The following is a 16,408-nucleotide window of genomic DNA, read 5'->3' as shown; positions in this document are numbered from 1 at the left end:
ATCTCCTACCTCCGAGGTTCGTATTCGATTTCCACTGCCAGATCGATCACCGGGACGGAGGCAGGGTGACCCAGCCGCCGCCGTGAACAGCGACCTCTGCACCGCTCACATAGGAGGCATCCGGTGAGCAGAGGAACGAGACGACGGCTGCGACTTCCTCGGGTGCGCCCCCGCGTCGAGCCGCGATCGCCGCGATGTTGTGCTCGAGCACCGCCGGATCGACGTCGGCGACGATGTCGGTGAGGATCGTGCCCGGCAGCACCGCGTTGGACGTGATGCCCCGGCGCGACACCTCCAGGGCCAGGCTCTTCGACATCGCCAGCAGCGCAGCCTTCGACGCGCCGTACCCGCTGTCCCCGGGGCCGCCGGTGGCTCCCAGCACCGAGCTGACGAAGACGACGCGACCCCAGCCGGCGTCGTACATGTGGGCAAGCGCCGCCCGCGTGACGGACCACGCTCCGCGGACGTTGGTGTCGAGCATCTGGTCGAACTCGTCGCGGGTCTGCCGGATCATCGCCCGGGACCGTTGAACCCCGGCATTGTTGACCACCACGAGCGGCGGCCCAAGCAGCCGAGCGGTCTCATGGACGAGTTCCTCCCCCGCGCCCTCGACCGAGACGTCCGCCCGCACGGCGACCGCCGTACCTCCGTTCGCGATGATCTGCTTCACCACCGCCTCGGCGTCCTGCGCGGATCTGGCGAAGTTCACCGCGACGCTGTACCCCTGTGCCGCAAGGCGTATCGCGCAGGCCGCCCCGATCCCGCGAGAGGCTCCCGTCACGAGCGCGACCCGCTCCCGACCAATGTTCGAAGTGGTCATGACACATCCCTTCCATGCGCCGACCAGTGCGGCCGGCGCAGGGCCAACTTGTCGATTTTGCCGGGGCCCGTGCGCGGCAACTGGGCGTGGAACTCGTAGGAGCGAGGGATCTTGTAGCCGGCGATCAGCCCTCGGCAGTGCCGGTCGAGGTCCGACTCGGTCGTCTGCGCGCCGTCGCGGATCACCACCGCCGCATGCACCTGCTCGCCCCACTGCGACGAGGGGACGGCGATGACCGCGGCCTCGACCAGATCCGGATGCTGGGCGAGCGCGGCCTCCACCTCGGCGGCGTAGACGTTCTCGCCGCCGCTGATGATCGCGTCCCCGGCCCGACCCACGATGTAGAGGTGGAAGTCCTCGTCGCGGTAGGCCAGGTCACCGGACCAGTACCAGCCGTCCCGGAACCGCTCCGCGGTGATCTCGGGTTGCCGCCAGTATCCGATCGCGAAATTCGGTCCGCGGGCGACGATCTCGCCCGTCTCGCCGACCTCGCAGTCGCTGCCGTCCGGCCGCGCGACCCGCACCTCGACACCGACGACCGGCCGGCCGGCCGACCGGAGCACGATGCTGTCGAGCAGTCGGTCCTCGCGGGGCAAGAAGCTCAGGATCGGTCCGGCCTCGGTCATGCCGTAGGACTGGGTGAACGAGCACCCCAGCCGCTCGATGGCCCGGTCCAGCAGTGCCGGCGAGATCGGCGCGCCGCCGTGCACGACGAGCCGCAATGACGACAGGTCCGGATCCCGTCCCGTCCGGTCCAGGTATTCGAGCAGCAGGGTGAGCATGGTGGGCACCAGGAAGGTGCAGGTGACCCCGTGGTTCTCGATGGCGTCCAGGACGGATTCCGGGTCGAATCGGGGGATCACCACGTGGCCTCCCCCGGCCCAGGTCATCGGGTGGGTCGACATGCCGTCGCCGAGGTGGAACATCGGGGAGCAGTGCAGGTAGACGTCGTCGGCGTTGTAGCCGAGCCCGGCGATCATGTGCAGTGCGTTCGCGGCGAGGTTGGCGTGGGTGAGCATCGCGCCCTTGGCCCGTCCGGTGGTTCCGCCCGTGTAGAAGATCGCCGCGAGATCGGTTGGCCTCACCTCGGTGTCGCGGTGGTCACCGGGCCGCGCGTCCGGCTCGGCGAGCAACTGTGTGAAGGTGACCACGCCGGTGCGGCGGGCCCCGGTGAGCGCTTCTGCTCGCTCCCGGTGCGCCTCGTCCACCACGACGATGGCGGGCTCGCAGTCGTCGAGGACCTGGCGCAACTCGGCATCGGCGAGCCGGGAATTGAGCGGGACCAGAACGTGCCCTGCCGTGGGGATCGCGAAGTACGCGGCGAGGTATTCGGCACTGTTGGCGCCGAGAACGGCGACCCGGTCCCCGCTCACGGCCCCGCGCCGGGCCATCCCGGATGCCATCCGGTCGCACCAGGACTGCAGGTCCGCGTAGCTGATCCTGGTTTCGCCGTCGACGACCGCGACGGACCGGCCTCGCAGTCCGGCGGCTCGGCGCAGTGTCCAAGCCAGGTCGGGCGACACGGTGACCCCGGTGCCGCCGCCACAGGGATCGGGCAGCGACCACGTGGCGCTCGGCGTCACGGGCAGGCCGATGCCGTCGTCGTCTGCGGGCATGGGCTCTCCTTCGGGTGTGTTCATCGGGAGTAGGTGAAGAAGCCGCGCCCGGTCTTCTCGCCGAGGAGTCCGGACTCGACCATGCGCAGCAGCAGCGGCGGCGGGGCGAACTGGGGGTCCTTGAACTCCTCGTACATCGAGGTAGACGCCGCCAGCAGGATGTCGAGACCGACGAAGTCCGCGAGCGACAGCGGACCGATCGGGTGGGCGCAGCCCTCCACCATGCCCCGGTCGATGTCGGCCGCGGAGGCGAATCCCGACTCCAACATCCGCACCGCGGACAGCAGGTAGGGCGTCAGCAGGGCGTTGACCACGAACCCCGCCCGATCCTGGGACCGGATGACCAGCTTTCGCAGGTCTTCTCCGACGAAGCGCTCGACGCGATCGATCGTCGCCGCCTCGGTGTGCAGCGTCGGGATGAGCTCGACGAGACGAAGCGCGGGCACCGGATTGAAGAAATGCAGGCCGACGACCCGCTCGGGTCGGGTCGTCGCGGCGGCCAGCTTCGTGATCGAGATGGACGACGTGTTCGAGGCGAGAACGGCGGTCGGGCTGGTCACCACCTTGTCGAGCGCGGCGAACAGCTCCGACTTGACGGCCTCGTCCTCGACAACCGCCTCGATGACGATCTCGCGGTCGCCCAACTCTTCGAGCTCCGCCGTGAACCGCAGCCGCGACACCGCAGCCGCGCAGTCCTCGTCGCTGATCTTCCCGGCCGACACGGCCCGGCGCAGCGAGCTCTCTGTGCGCGTCCGCGCCGCCTCGGCCCGGTCCGCATCCGCCTCGCAGATCACGACGTCCGCCCCGGCGAGCGCGCAGACCCGCGCGATGCCCGTTCCCATGAGGCCGCCACCCACGACGCCCACCCGATCGATGATCACTTCGTTCTCCTCTGTTATCAGTGCAGTTGTGTGTTGCGTGGCGGGTGTGGGTCTACTCCGGGCCCGAACCCACCAGCCAGGTGTCGCTTCCCGCGATGACGTCGGACAGATCAGGGATGTGACCGTCGCCCCGAGCCTCGACCAGCTGTGCGTTGACCAGGTCGTCGTAGGCGGGACGCGCCACATCACGGAAGATGCCGAGCGGGGTGACGCCGTCGGGCCGGTCGGCGAGGCGCGAGAGCATGTACGCGGTGGATGAATCCTCTTGATGGACATCATGAACAAGCAGATCAGCCGCATCGGTGTCCTCGACGGTCACGATCTCCAGGCCGCCACGCGGGTTGACCCGCACACCCTTCCTGGTCGTCGATCCGAACACCACCGGTTCGCCGTGTCGCAGCCGGACGGTGACGTCGCCCCGGGTGTCGGGGTCCTTCAGCGCGTCGAAGGCTCCGCCGTTGAAGATGTTGCAGTTCTGGAGGATCTCGACCAGCGCCGTCCCGCGGTGCTGTGCCGCGGCCCGCAGCACCGACGTGAGGTGGCCGCGGTCGGAGTCGATCGTGCGCGCCACGAACGTCGCCTCCGCACCCAGCGCGAGGGAGATCGGATTGAGCGGGTGGTCGACCGAACCCGCGGGCGTCGACTTGGTGACCTTGCCCGTCTCGCTCGTCGGCGAGTACTGCCCTTTGGTGAGGCCGTAGATCCGGTTGTTGAACAGCAGGATCGTCAGGTTCACGTTCCGTCGCAACGTGTGGATCAGGTGATTGCCGCCGATGGACAGGCAGTCGCCGTCACCGGTGACGACCCAGACCGACAGGTCCGGCCTCGACATCGCCAGACCCGTCGCGATCGCGGGGGCACGACCGTGGATCGAGTGCATGCCGTAGGTGTTCAGGTAGTAGGGGAACCGGGACGAGCATCCGATCCCGGAGACGAAGACCATGTTCTCGCGGGCGACGCCCAGCTCGGGCAGCAATCCCTGCACCGCCGCCAGGATCGCGTAGTCCCCGCACCCCGGGCACCAGCGCGCCTCCTGGTCGGTCTTGAAGTGGTCGGTCGTCAACGCGACGGACGATCGGGTCGCCGATGTCGAATTCGCCTGCACGATGAGGTTGTCGAACAACTCAGATCAGCTCCTCGATCCGGTCCACGAGCTCCCGTGCGGTGAACGGCAGGCCGCGGACGCGGTTGTATCCGACGGTGTCGACGTCGAAGGCCGCCTTGATCAGCACGACCAGCTGACCGAGGTTCACCTCGGGGACGAGCACCGTGCGGTATCGGCCCAGCACCTCGCCGGTGTTGGACGGAAACGGGTTCAGGTGACGAAGGTGGGCCTGGGCCACGCGTCCACCGCGTTCGCGGACGGTGCGCACCGCCGCGGCGATCGCGCCGTGCGTCGAGCCCCAGCCGAGCACAAGGACGTCGGCGCCGCCGCCGGGGTCGTCGACTTCGAGGGGCGCCACGTCGGTCGCGATCCCCGCGACCTTGGCGGCGCGGGCCCGCACCATCGCCTCGTGATTGTCGGGGTCCGAGGAGATCGTGCCCCTACCGTCGAGCTTTTCCAGGCCGCCGATGCGGTGTTCGAGTCCCGGCGTGCCCGGTGGCGCCCACGGGCGCGCCAGCGTCGTCGGGTCCCGCAGGAATGGCCAGAACTCGCCGTCCCGGTTCGGCTCGGTCGCGAACCGGACCCCGGTGCCCGGGAGGCGGTCGAGGTCGGGCAGGCGCCAGGGCTCCGAGCTGTTCGCGAGGTGGGCGTCGGACAGCAGCACCACGGGTGTGCGGTACTTCGTCGCGAGCCGGACCGCCTCGCACGCCGCGTCGAAGCAGTCGGACGGCGACCTGGGCGCGAGCACCGGAACCGGCGACTCGCCGTTGCGGCCGAACATTGCCTGCAGCAGGTCCGCCTGTTCCGTCTTCGTGGGCATGCCGGTGGAGGGGCCGGCGCGCTGGATGTCGCACACGACGAGCGGCAGCTCCAATGCGACCGCCAGGCCGAGCGCCTCGGCTTTGAGGGACATGCCGGGGCCGCTCGTGGAGGTCACGCCGAGGTGGCCGCCGAACGAGGCGCCGATGGCCGCCGCGATGCCGGCGATCTCGTCCTCGGCCTGAAAGGTCCGCACCCCGTGGGCCTTGTGTCGGGCCAGTTCGTGCAGCAGGTCTGATGCGGGAGTGATCGGGTAGGCGCCGAGGAACAGGGGGACACCGGCTCGCTGGGCACCGCCCAACAGTCCGTACGCGAGCGCAAGGTTTCCGGAGATGTTCCGGTACCGTCCCTGCGGGAGTCGGGCCGGGCGAACCTCGTAGCGCGCGGCGAAGGTCTCGGTGGTGTCGCCGAAGGCATAGCCCGCGCGGAAGGCTGCGATGTTCGCCTCTGCGAGTTCGGTTGCGAATCGGCGGCGCAGGAACTGGACGGTCGACTCGGTGGGCCGGTCGTACATCCAGCACAGAAGCCCGAGGGCGAACATGTTCTTCGCCCGTTCCGCATCCTTCGTGCTGATCGGGAACTCTCGCAACGCTTCGACGGTGATCGACGCCAACGGGACGGCATGCAGCCGGTAGCCGTCGAGGGTTCCGTCCTCGAGCGGGTTGGATTCGTACCCGACACGCCGGAGACTGCGCCGCTTGAACTGGTCGCTGTCGACGATGATCTCCGCGCCGGCCGGGAGGTCGGCCAGATGCGCCTTCAGCGCCGCCGGGTTCATCGCCACCAATACGTCGGGGCTGTCCCCGGCGGTCTCGATCCCGTGGTCCGCGAAGTGCAACTGGAATGACGAAACGCCAGCGAGCGTCCCTGCGGGAGCGCGAATCTCGGCAGGGAAGTCCCGCATGGTCGAGAGGTCGTTACCGAGGTGGGCGGTCTCGCCCGTGAACCTGTCGCCGGTCAGCTGGACACCGTCTCCCGAGTCTCCGGCAATCCGGATGACCACACTCGATAACTTTTGTGTACCAATAGAACTGACACTCATAGGAGTCACCACTCCTCGCTTCGGAGTTGCTCACGACGTGCAGCCAGATCGGCAGACCGTCGTTACCCGACCACTGAAACCGGATCGGTTGTGCGAGGAATCTAATTCCTTACGATCGGAAGGTCAATAGCGAGGTCGATTGGCGAGGTCTCCACGGTCCTCACACCCGGCAACACCGCCGTCGAGCCACTCTCACCCGCAGCTTGACAGACCATAGGAGCATCAGCCCGTGCAGCCGTGATAGATCAGCCCGTCGGTGACGCTTCCATGCGCCCGAAGAAGTCGACCCAGCCCGACTCGAGGCGGCGACGATGGAGCGCCACTTGCCTTCGCGTCCTGCCGTCAACCCCGAATACCCTCGCGAACAACACAATCCGTTGACAGCCCCCCAACGGTCGTATACCTTCCAATCGTTAGGCTAACCGTGACGAGGTTCACACTCTGGCCGGCTCGGGCGATGAGAAAAGTGATTCGAGGCCGCCACCGGGCGATATGACGACCGAATGGAGTCAGAAATGGCGCTTGATATCCACAACCCAGATGTCGAAAGTCAGGGAAGAGGGCTCGTTCGGTCGGAGCCAACCTTTCTCTCCGACCCCGCCCCCCGGGAATTGTGGTGTCCTCTCGTCTCGGTGGACGATCATGTTCTCGAGCCCGCAGATATCTTCACCAGTCGGACCAGCTCGCGGTACCGCGACTTGGTACCAACAGTTGTCCCCGATCAGCACGGAATCCCGTACTGGCATATTGACGGCGACCGAATCCCCATGCGCCTCACGATGTGCGGAGCAGTCGGACGACCCATCGAAGAATGGAGCCTGGCGCCTCAAAAGTACGAAGACTTCCGACCCGGTGTGTGGGACGTTCATTCGCGGGTCAAAGATATGGACCTCAACGGAGTGTACGCGTCTCTGAATTTTCCATCCTTCGTCTGGGGGTTTGCCGGCAAGCGGTTGAGCGGAATGCGTGATCACGAGGCCGGTCTCGCCTCCGTCCGCGCCTACAACGACTGGATGCTCGAGGAATGGTGCGGCGCGTATCCCGACAGATTCATCTCATGCCAGCTTCCGTGGCTCCTTGACCCCGAGGTGGCCGCAATGGAGATCAGAAGCAACAAGGAACGCGGTTTCCAGTCGGTGACATTCTCGGAGAACCCCGAGGGGCTGGGGCTCCCCTCCCTCTACTCCGAGTACTGGGATCCGTTCTTTCGCGCATGCGAAGAGACCGAAACCGTAGTCAACTTGCACGTGGGGTCCTCCGGATCGATCTGCCAGCCGAGTGCGGCATCCCCTGCAGACGTCACAGTCGCGCTCTTCCCGCTGAACTCCATACAGGCAGTGGTTGATTGGATCTTCTCCCGGATCCCACTGCGCTTTCCGAAGCTGAAGATCGTCCTGTCCGAGTCCGGCGTCTCATGGGTGCCGATGATCATCGAACGACTCACCCGCTCCTACAGGCAGGCTGCCAGTTCGAATACATGGAGCACCTCGGACCCGGACCCCGTCGACATCCTGCGACGAAATTTCTGGTTCACGTCGATCGAAGATCCAGCGGCATTCCGGATGCTCGACATCATCGGCGTCGAGAAGGTAATGGTCGAGACCGACTACCCGCATGCCGACTCCTCGTGGCCCGATTCACAAGAACTCTTCAGCCGGGACATGAAGTCATTGCCCCGAGACACGGTCGAGAAACTCTGTTTCCGGAATGCGAGTGCTCTCTACAAGCACCCTCTCCCACCCACGGGGCTGATCGATTCATCGCTCATTTCCGAAAGTTGATCCGCAACAAGAGACACTACGACGCCCGACTACCTTCTCCCTGGAGTGCCGACAATGCACACCCTCGACCTACCGACTCCGCCCACATTCCTTTCACTCGATGAAGAGCGAAATCATAGGAAGATTCGTCTTGCCGCGGCCTTCAGGGTTTTCAGTAGGTTCGGCCTCGACGACGGAGTTACCGGACATATCACCGCCCGAGACCCCGAATACCTCGACCACCTTTGGGTCAACCCCTGGGGTGTGTCTTTCAGTCAGATCCGCGCATCTGATCTATGCCTGATCGATGCGGCCGGAAACCTGGTAGAGGGCGTAGGTCCCGTCAATCCAGCAGCAATCACGATACATGCCAGTGTGCATGACGCCAGACCTGATGTCGTAGCCGTCGCGCACAGCCACTCGCTTCATGGAAAGACTTGGTCCGCGTTCGGCCGGAAGTTGGATCCGATCACCCAGGATGCATGCGCATTCTACGAGAGGCACTCCGTTTTTGATCAGTACAACGGTGTCGTGTTGGACGACATCGAAGGTCGTTCCCTCGCAGAGAGTTTGGGAGGGAATCGCGCCGCGATCCTCAAGAACCACGGCATACTGACGGTCGGCGCAACCGTAGACGAAGCCGCATGGTGGTTTATATCTCTCGAAAGATCTTGCCAAGCACAGCTTCTCGCGCTTGCAGCCGGTGAGCCGGACTCCATTCCAGCGGAGACTGCCCGAGAGGTGGCCGCACTCTACGATCAGCGGGCTGGATGGTTCAATTTCCAGCCGATATTTGCGCGGATCATGCGGGAACAGCCTGATCTCGCTGAATGAGTTGCCCGATTCCGATATCGGCAACTGACGGACTTCATCCAGGGCACCGGTCACTCCAGTCGGGGATCGTAGCCCCCTCTAGCTATCCACCCCGGGCCTGACTATGGCGCGAGGGCCCGTTCAACAACCACAGCTTTGCCATTCCGTCGGGAATGCGAATACGGAAGGTTATGTCATGCCCACGTCCTTTCACATCAGCAGACTTGTTTGCGGGGTCACCACCGCTGCGGTAGCTCTGTCACTCGCCGGCTGTGGGGCCGCAGGTAATGCCGAATCACACGGCGATGTCATCAAACTCGGTGAGACGAGTGGAATCAGTGGACCGGCCGGGGGTTACGGCAAGGCCCTGAGCGAAGGGCAGCAGGCGATCTTTCGGGCAGTCAACGATGGCGGCGGTGTGAACGGGAAGAAGATCGAGCTGACACTGCTCGATGACGGGCTCGATGTGGCCCGCGCAGTGCAGAACGTGCGGAAGCTGGTGACAGACAAGAACATAGCGATTGTCGGCGGCTCTGGCTCAGGCTCGATCGATGCGATTGTCCCGGTTCTGGACAAGGAAGGTGTTCCCCTACTCTTCCCCGCAAAGTCAAGTCCGTCCTTCGTCAACGCACTAGTGCCACACGCCTTCGCGATGGTTCCCACGTTCCCTGATCAGGCACATGCTCTGGTGTCCGCGGCATTCGAGAAGACCGGACCAGGAAGGGTTTTCCTTGTTCGCACGGTGTCCGACCAGAATGACCCGATACTGACGAAGGTCGAGGCGGCAGTACAAGAGGGCGGTGGCTCATTCCTCGGCACGGCGATCGTGCCGTTCGGGGCCGACGTGACACCCGTGGCACTCCAGGTCGCCGAGGCGAAGCCGGATTACGTCGTCTTCACCTCAGCCCCCGCCGAGACGACCAAGATCGTGAATTACCTTGCCGGCAAGGACCAGCTCCCGAGAAGGGCGATCCTCGGTACGACCTCGCTTCCCGGTGAGACCTTTCTGCAAGGAACACCACGGAGCGCACATGATCTTCTCTTCAGCCTGGCCATCACCAAGCCACCCACGGACCCGAGCGCAGCCGCTTGCCTCGACGCGGTACGCAAGTACTACCCGGACTCACCGATCGACACAGTGACGACGTTCGGTTGCGCGATCGCGCAGGCCGTGGTCGCGGGCCTCGAACTCGCTGGGCCCGACCCGACCAGCGAGAGCCTGGTCGAGGCACTTGCCGCCATGCAGGACCATCAGGTGAGTCCCCTCATCCCCCCCATGACCTTCTCTCGAGAATCGCACATGGGTCTGACTTCACTGCCGGCGGTCACGGTCAAGGACGGTCAATACCAGGCGACCGAGACCGTCGACGTACCTGTACTGCCGTGAGGTTCACCGACCAACCATAGGAGAGTGTCATGGGCCTGTTCCTGGAAACGGTCCTGAGCGGCGTGACCGTCGGAATGCTGTACGGACTCCTGTCCTTCGCGATGGTTGTGCTGTACAAGGCGACGGCCACCGTGAACTTCGCCCAGGGAATGATAGGTACTGCCGCCGCCTTCATCGCCCTGACTGTCATGGTCGAGTACGGCGTCCCATTTGGCGCGGCCGTCATCGTCGGATTGTTGTTCAGCACCTTCTTGGGTGTTCTCACGTTCTACTGTGTCATTCGCCCCAAGCCGAGTGCAGGTAAGACAAATGTGATTATCAGAACGCTCGCCCTGTCGCTGGTGTTAGCAGCTTTCGTGGACCGATTCAGGGGCGCCGGTCAGCCATTCCAATTTCCTCAACTTCTCGGGTCCGGCGGCGTCAACCTATTCGGAATCCAGATCAACTATTCACTGATGCAAACTTTTGCCGTTGCCGGGGTCCTCCTCGGCTGCTTCAGTCTCTATTTTCGATATACCGGCGCCGGCTTGCTCACACGAGCCATGGCCGAATCCCGCGAAACGGTCAAGGTGCTCGGCGTCCGTAGCGATCGCCTATTTGCGGCCGCCTGGGGAATCAGTAGCTTCTTGGCCGCGATCGTGAGCCTACTGTCCGCCAACCGTGTCTACGTCTCGACCTTCATGCTCGAAGGCTACTTGCTCTACGCGTTCACAGCGGCGATCGCTTTTGGGCTCACGAGCCTGACGGGGGCGGTTGTCGGCGGCATCTGTGCGGGTCTTGTGAGCAATGTGGTCGCAACATACTTCGGACCCGACGCGGCCAACCTCGTCATCTTCGCGGCGCTGATTGCCGTCCTAGTCATTCGCCCACAGGGAGTTTTTGGAGAGCGGAGAGTACATCGTGTTTGAGCACTCGGTGCAGCGGCAACTACCGACAGTCGTATTGCGACGGTACTCGGGCGTGGCAACGGCGCTTGTGACGCTCGCAGCCCTCGGGGTGATCGTCCGCGAAGCCTCGTGGCAGTACGTCCTGATACTCGGCATGGCCTGGGGCGCAGTGGCCGTTGGAATGAACCTCTGGCAGGGATACCTTGGCGAACTCTCGTTCGGACATGGGGCTCTGGTTGCCATCGCCGCGTATGCCTGGACCGCGGCGAGATCCGCTGGGCTGTCCCCGATACTTGCGCTTACCATTTGCGTGGGACTTACCTTGATTTCGTGCGGAATTATTGGACTTGCGGTGGTGCAACTTTCACACTTCGGTTCCGCCGTTGTCACCTTCTTTATGGCATTTGTGGTGTGGTCCGGTCTGCAGTCAAGTGCGTTCGTCAATCTCACCGGTAGCCAGTCCGGTCTGCTCGTGCCCGAGCTGTACGTTCTTGGTGTCGATTTCGGCAACGGCGTTGGCTTGTACTACCTTGCGTTCGGTTTCCTGGCTGTCGTTCTGTTCTCGTCCGCAAATTTCGGAGTCGGAAGACGCGGTCACGAACTTCGGCTGGTGCGGTCGAGCGAGCAGGTCGCATCCCTACTCGGTGTCAGGGTCAAGAAGGCCAAGTGGAACGCCTTTGTTTTCACAGGCCTTGGTGCGGCCTTGGCCGGTGTTGTAATTTCCCAGGCGCTTACGGTCATCACACCAGACTCATTTACCGTCGCGGTATCCATCACCCTAGTGGCGATGGTTGTCGTGGGAGGCCAGGGTACATTATTGGGACCATTGCTCGGTGCACTCTTTTTTGCGGCGTTGCCCTCCATCTTTCAAGGCGCTCCCGAGAACCAAGCCTTGTACGCAAGTATCACGTTTCTTGTCTTTGTTGTGCTGGCTCCGGCGGGAATCCTGGGAGCCCTGTCCAGGTGGGGCGGTGCTACCGCCAAGCGGCTGTCGAGTCGGCCGCAGGCTTCGACCGGCACCGCCCGCGGGTCCGAAAGCACCGACGCCTGCGATACATCGTCCGAGGCCTTCGATGCCCCAGCAGCGGCAAACTCCGGCCAGACGTATTCCGACGACTGCGACACTGCAGCGACTGCAGCGGCCGCAATGGAGATTGCCGGCGTAGGTGTCGCTTTCGATGGAGTGCAGGCACTGAGTGGAGTCGACATCATGGTGACCCAGGGACAGATCCATGCCCTGATTGGCCCAAACGGTGCTGGTAAGACGACGCTGATCAATGCCATCACCGGTCTACTCCGACCGACGAGTGGAGAGATCCGAGTCAATGGACTTGCAACCACCAAGCTGTCGCCACCGGAGATTCGTGCTGCTGGAGTGGGGCGGACCTTTCAGAATCCGTCGCTCGTCGACGATTTGTCCGCAGTCGAGAACGTGGCACTGGGACTGCTGAGCCAGCAAGGGCGCTCGATGCTCGTGGATCTGCTACGCCCTACCCTCGGGCGGAAAGCAGACGCTGATGCTCGAGCAAGGTGCGAAGGGGCCCTGCGCCTGGTCGGGGTTTCGGAGTCCACATGGAACAAGAGGGCCGATGAACTCTCGCTGGCTGACCGGAAACTGGTCGACCTGGCGAGGTCATTCGTGGCGGAGCCGACGATCTTGCTCCTCGACGAGCCGACCGCCGGACTGGGAGAACACGAGATCCACACCGTTCAGAACGCGATCCTCAAACTTCGTTCCAATGGACGCGTAACGGTCTTACTTGTCGCGCACCATGTCGCCTTCGTTCGGCGTGTGGCCGATACGGTCACCGTACTGAACGGAGGGCAGGTACTAGCCTCCGGTCAACCAGAGCAGGTCACATGTGACGATCGGGTACTGGAGGCTTTCGTCGGCAGGCCTGTCGAACCGCTGAATCGGGAGGGTGAATGTGGTTCCATGGCAGGGGAACCCGCTTTCTGCTCGTCGGCCGAATCGACTGAGAGCGCTCCGCCGTACTCAGAGAAATTCCAGCCGAGAATATCTCGCACAGAGACGTCGTCCACAGAGACGTCGTCACAGGGGCTGACTGTGACCGACCTGACCGTAGGGTACGGGCCGGCGCGCGTGCTCGACAAGATTTCCCTGCATGTCTCCCGAGGGGAACTCGTGGGGCTTACGGGTCGAAATGGTGCGGGGAAGACGACGTTGCTTCGAGCCCTTTCCGGCATGATCGGTCGCGGTGCCGGCCTCGTCAACGTGGACGCGGTCGCCGTTGCCCCGTCACCGGTGGACGCAGCCAGGTCCGGATTGATCCACGTGCCCGAGGGGAGGGGCATCGTCGGATCACTGTCCGTTCTGGAGAACCTACAGGTCGGCGCCTTGGCGGTTGGACACAAACTGACCAACGAAAACCTGGATCAAATTCTGAGCCGATTCCCCTCACTCAGGCCGCTACTGCAGCGCCCCGCCGGGTTCCTGAGTGGCGGTCAGCAACAGATGCTCGCGATCGCCCGAGGACTCGCTGCCGAGCCTTTCATCTTGATGGTGGACGAACTCAGCCTCGGGCTATCCCCCAAGGCCACCAGCGAAGCTCTGCAGGTCCTGCTGAGGCTTACCCGCGAAAGCGGCGAGGGTGTGCTCGTCGTTGACCAAAACATCCAGACCCTGTCCAGCGTCTGTGATCGGATGTACGTCCTAAGGGATGAGTCCCTCTTCGAGTTCGAGGGAAACAGCGGATCGATTCACGAACTGCAGGAAGTCTATTTCTGACCCGGGTTCCGCAGTTGATGTATGGCCTGGACACGGGATCCGGGGTCTGACCTGCAGGGACGGCTGATGGCACTGTCACGTTGTTGAACGCGGCAAACTGGGAGAAGGTGGCGTGACCACCCCAATGCCGTCGTACAAGGGCCACCCGGGGGTTCTTCCCGCCGTCAGGCCTCCTGACCCGCGCCCGCGTCGACCCACGCTGCGATCTGCGCGCGGGTCGTGAAGCCCAGCTTGGTGAGGACGTTCTCCACGTGCCCCTCGGCGGTGCGCTGTGAGATCACCAACTGCTGCGCAATGGCCTTGTTGGTCATCCCCTGTGCGACGAGTTCGGCGATCTCTCGCTGCCGTCGGGTGAGCCGCTCCGTCGGCGCGCTCGCACTCGGCTCGGCGGACGTCTGGTCCCCGAGTGCGTAGGCGATGGCCGCGTCCACGCGGAGGGCGCGCCCGCGCGCGAAGGCGGCCTCGAACGCTTTCTGGCCGATGGCATCTGTCGACTCGCGAACGATTCGATCGTGATGACCGAACAGGTCGCGGACCACGATCGTGGGGCTACCGGCAGCCTCGCCCACCCATGCCGACGCACCCATCAGTACGGCGACCCGCTCGGGACGGTCCGCGCCGATCCAGGCCAGGATCTCGAGACACATCGCGAGGCCGAGCGGATCGTCGACGACGCGGGTGAGCCGCACCCCCTCCTCGATCAGCTTCGTCGCGCGCGTGGTGTCGCCCTGCTCCCACAGCGCCAGGCCCAGCATGCCCAGCGAGTACGACCGGTACATGGACTCGCCGAGCGACTCGGTGAGTTCGACGACCTCCTCGTGGCAGGCGATCGCGCGCTGAGCGTCGCCCGCGAGCCCGCATGCCATCGCGAGTCCGACGAGAGTCCCGACGCGTGACAGCGGAGGCCCCTCGACACGGAGTGTCAGCAGCGCTTCCTCGAAACATTCTGTCGCACGGGCGAAGTCAGCGGTGAACGTGGCGAGGTAGCCGGTCGCGGAGACCGCGACCGCACGCACCGCGGGATCCCCCTCCGACTGCGCCAGGGCGCATGCACCGTCGGTCCACACCTGGGCCGCCTCGACATCGCCCTGCATCGACGCCAGCATGCCGCCGAAGCACATCGCCGTCACCCGTGACGCGGCCGGAGCCTCGTCGGCACGGGCCAGCGCCCGCTCGATCCAGTACCGCCCCTCGCTGTGCAACCCGCGGGAAACCCAGTACGGATAGATCGCAGCGACCATCCGCAGCGCCGCGTCCGTGTCGGCCGCGGCAGTGACGCTGAACTCCAGCGCCCCACGCAGATCCGCTCCGGTGCGATCGAATCGAGCGATCCACTCGAGCTGCCGCTTCCCCATCCACTCGGCCTCGGCCTGCAGCGTCAACCGAACGCACCAGTCATGGTGACGTTGCCGCAGGAGCGCCGACTCGCCCGCCTCTGTCAACTTCTCGAGCCCGTACTCGCGAATCGTCTCGAGCATCCGATACCGGACGACCTCGCCCGTCTCCTGCCGGATCAGGATCGACTTGTCGACCAGCGAGTCCAGCACGTCGACCAGCACGTCGTCGGCGAAGCCGCTGACCTCCGCTGCGGCGTCGAGCTCGAAGCCGCCGGCGAACACCGCCAGCCGACGCCACAGCGTCCGCTCGCGGTCGCTCAGCAGGTCGTGACTCCAGTCGATACACAGCTGCAGCGTCTGCTGCCGCGACGGAGCGACGCGGTTGCCGGACGTCAGCAGCCGGTACCGGTCGGTGAGCCGCAGGAGGATCTCCTTCAGCGACAGTGCGCGCAACCTGGCCGCGGCCAGCTCGATCGCCAACGGCAGACCCTCGAGCCGCTGGCAAATCTCCGCGACCGTGACCTGGTTGTCCACGGTCAGGCTGAACCCGGGAACCGCGGAGCGGGCACGAGCTTCGAACATGACGACGCCCTCGTAATGGCCCAGACCCCGCAGCGCCGCTGTATCCGGATCCGGAACCGTCAGTGGCGGAACCCGCAGCACCGCCTCCTCCCCGGAGGCCAGAGCCTCCCGACTGGTCGCCACGATCCGCACCTCGGGGCATGCGCTCAATACCGCCGTCGTGAACTCGGCGACCTCCGCCACCAGGTGCTCGCAGTTGTCGAGAACGATCAGCGCGCGCCGGCCGGCCAGGAAGTCGATGAGTAGTGGGAGCGGGGAGCGTGCCGCCCGTTCCCGAAGCCCGAGTGCGGCCACGACCGTGTCCGCCAGCAGGTGCGGCTCGGCGAGCGCACCGAGTTCGACCAGCCAGACCCCGTCCTCGAAGTCCTGCTGCAGGCTCGCGGCGGCCCGCAGCGCGAGCCGGGTCTTGCCGACACCACCCATGCCGGTCAGGGTCACCAGACGCGACTCGGTCAACAGCTGACGAACCTCCGCGAGCTCGCGGCGACGGCCGACGAAGTTGGTGAGCTCGTGTGGGAGATTACCGATCCGTTCGCGCACCGCCGACGACATCGGGGACATCCCTTCGTGATCGCGGCGCCACTACCCTGGGCACCTGAGGGAGCAAGGG

General features: G+C 64.7%; 11 protein-coding genes. 5 read left to right on the top strand and 6 right to left on the bottom strand.

Annotated elements, in window-relative coordinates; genetic code table 11:
• Positions 1–46: 46 nt before the first annotated feature.
• From ACWDUM_RS25285 to ACWDUM_RS25265, 5 genes are read right to left on the bottom strand one after another with little or no spacing between them, the layout of a single operon-like run.
• Positions 47–820 carry an SDR family NAD(P)-dependent oxidoreductase gene (locus ACWDUM_RS25285; RefSeq protein WP_450113977.1) on the bottom strand — a complete coding sequence of 258 codons (774 nt, stop codon included), beginning with the start codon at positions 818–820 and terminating at the stop codon, positions 47–49.
• The gene (locus ACWDUM_RS25280) at positions 817–2,436 is read right to left on the bottom strand and encodes a class I adenylate-forming enzyme family protein (RefSeq protein ID WP_450136101.1); all 1,620 of its coding nucleotides are present in this window, start codon (positions 2,434–2,436) and stop codon (positions 817–819) included. The genes ACWDUM_RS25285 and ACWDUM_RS25280 overlap by 4 nt, the downstream gene beginning before the upstream one ends.
• Positions 2,437–2,456: 20 nt before the next feature.
• Positions 2,457–3,317, bottom strand: coding sequence for a 3-hydroxybutyryl-CoA dehydrogenase (locus ACWDUM_RS25275; protein ID WP_450136100.1), 861 nt, complete (start codon positions 3,315–3,317; stop codon positions 2,457–2,459).
• 52 nt (positions 3,318–3,369) lie between these two features.
• Positions 3,370–4,425 carry a 2-oxoacid:ferredoxin oxidoreductase subunit beta gene (locus tag ACWDUM_RS25270; RefSeq protein ID WP_450114050.1) on the bottom strand — a complete coding sequence of 352 codons (1,056 nt, stop codon included), beginning with the start codon at positions 4,423–4,425 and terminating at the stop codon, positions 3,370–3,372.
• 16 nt (positions 4,426–4,441) lie between these two features.
• On the bottom strand, positions 4,442–6,283 hold the full coding sequence (locus tag ACWDUM_RS25265; RefSeq protein WP_450136099.1) for a 2-oxoacid:acceptor oxidoreductase subunit alpha: 1,842 nt from the start codon (positions 6,281–6,283) through the stop codon (positions 4,442–4,444).
• A gap of 515 nt (positions 6,284–6,798) precedes the next feature.
• Here ACWDUM_RS25265 and ACWDUM_RS25260 point away from each other — a divergent pair.
• The 5 genes from ACWDUM_RS25260 (at position 6,799) to ACWDUM_RS25240 (ending at position 13,879) form a co-directional block, all read left to right on the top strand.
• Complete coding sequence (locus ACWDUM_RS25260; RefSeq protein ID WP_450136098.1) at positions 6,799–8,064, top strand: amidohydrolase family protein; 1,266 nt, start codon at positions 6,799–6,801, stop codon at positions 8,062–8,064.
• 54 nt (positions 8,065–8,118) lie between these two features.
• Positions 8,119–8,877 carry a class II aldolase/adducin family protein gene (locus tag ACWDUM_RS25255; RefSeq protein WP_450136097.1) on the top strand — a complete coding sequence of 253 codons (759 nt, stop codon included), beginning with the start codon at positions 8,119–8,121 and terminating at the stop codon, positions 8,875–8,877.
• Between the two features lie 175 nt (positions 8,878–9,052).
• Positions 9,053–10,243 carry an ABC transporter substrate-binding protein gene (locus tag ACWDUM_RS25250; RefSeq protein WP_450136096.1) on the top strand — a complete coding sequence of 397 codons (1,191 nt, stop codon included), beginning with the start codon at positions 9,053–9,055 and terminating at the stop codon, positions 10,241–10,243.
• Positions 10,244–10,272: 29 nt separating this feature from the next.
• Positions 10,273–11,151 (top strand): branched-chain amino acid ABC transporter permease, encoded by an 879-nt coding sequence (locus tag ACWDUM_RS25245; RefSeq protein WP_450136095.1) that lies wholly within the window; start codon positions 10,273–10,275, stop codon positions 11,149–11,151.
• Entirely contained in the window at positions 11,144–13,879 is a 2,736-nt protein-coding gene (locus tag ACWDUM_RS25240; RefSeq protein ID WP_450136094.1) for a branched-chain amino acid ABC transporter ATP-binding protein/permease, read from the top strand. Before ACWDUM_RS25245 ends, ACWDUM_RS25240 begins: the two co-directional genes overlap by 8 nt.
• 164 nt (positions 13,880–14,043) lie before the next feature.
• On the opposite strand, the gene ACWDUM_RS25235 is transcribed toward ACWDUM_RS25240, so the two are convergent.
• The gene (locus tag ACWDUM_RS25235; RefSeq protein ID WP_450136093.1) at positions 14,044–16,350 is read right to left on the bottom strand and encodes an ATP-binding protein; all 2,307 of its coding nucleotides are present in this window, start codon (positions 16,348–16,350) and stop codon (positions 14,044–14,046) included.
• Positions 16,351–16,408: the final 58 nt, after the last annotated feature.

The organism is Rhodococcus sp. NPDC003322 (genome assembly GCF_053589555.1).
The sequence above is the reverse complement of the archived record's forward strand: the minus strand, read 5'-3'. Positions and strand labels throughout refer to the sequence as shown.

Coding starts and splice junctions, on each gene's coding strand:
- ACWDUM_RS25265 (WP_450136099.1), bottom strand. CDS start 6,283: ATGAGTGTCAGTTCTATTGGTACACAAAAGTTATCGAGTGTGGTCATC.
- ACWDUM_RS25285 (WP_450113977.1), bottom strand. CDS start 820: ATGACCACTTCGAACATTGGTCGGGAGCGGGTCGCGCTCGTGACGGGA.
- ACWDUM_RS25255 (WP_450136097.1), top strand. CDS start 8,119: ATGCACACCCTCGACCTACCGACTCCGCCCACATTCCTTTCACTCGAT.
- ACWDUM_RS25245 (WP_450136095.1), top strand. CDS start 10,273: ATGGGCCTGTTCCTGGAAACGGTCCTGAGCGGCGTGACCGTCGGAATG.
- ACWDUM_RS25250 (WP_450136096.1), top strand. CDS start 9,053: ATGCCCACGTCCTTTCACATCAGCAGACTTGTTTGCGGGGTCACCACC.
- ACWDUM_RS25235 (WP_450136093.1), bottom strand. CDS start 16,350: ATGTCGTCGGCGGTGCGCGAACGGATCGGTAATCTCCCACACGAGCTC.
- ACWDUM_RS25260 (WP_450136098.1), top strand. CDS start 6,799: ATGGCGCTTGATATCCACAACCCAGATGTCGAAAGTCAGGGAAGAGGG.
- ACWDUM_RS25280 (WP_450136101.1), bottom strand. CDS start 2,436: ATGCCCGCAGACGACGACGGCATCGGCCTGCCCGTGACGCCGAGCGCC.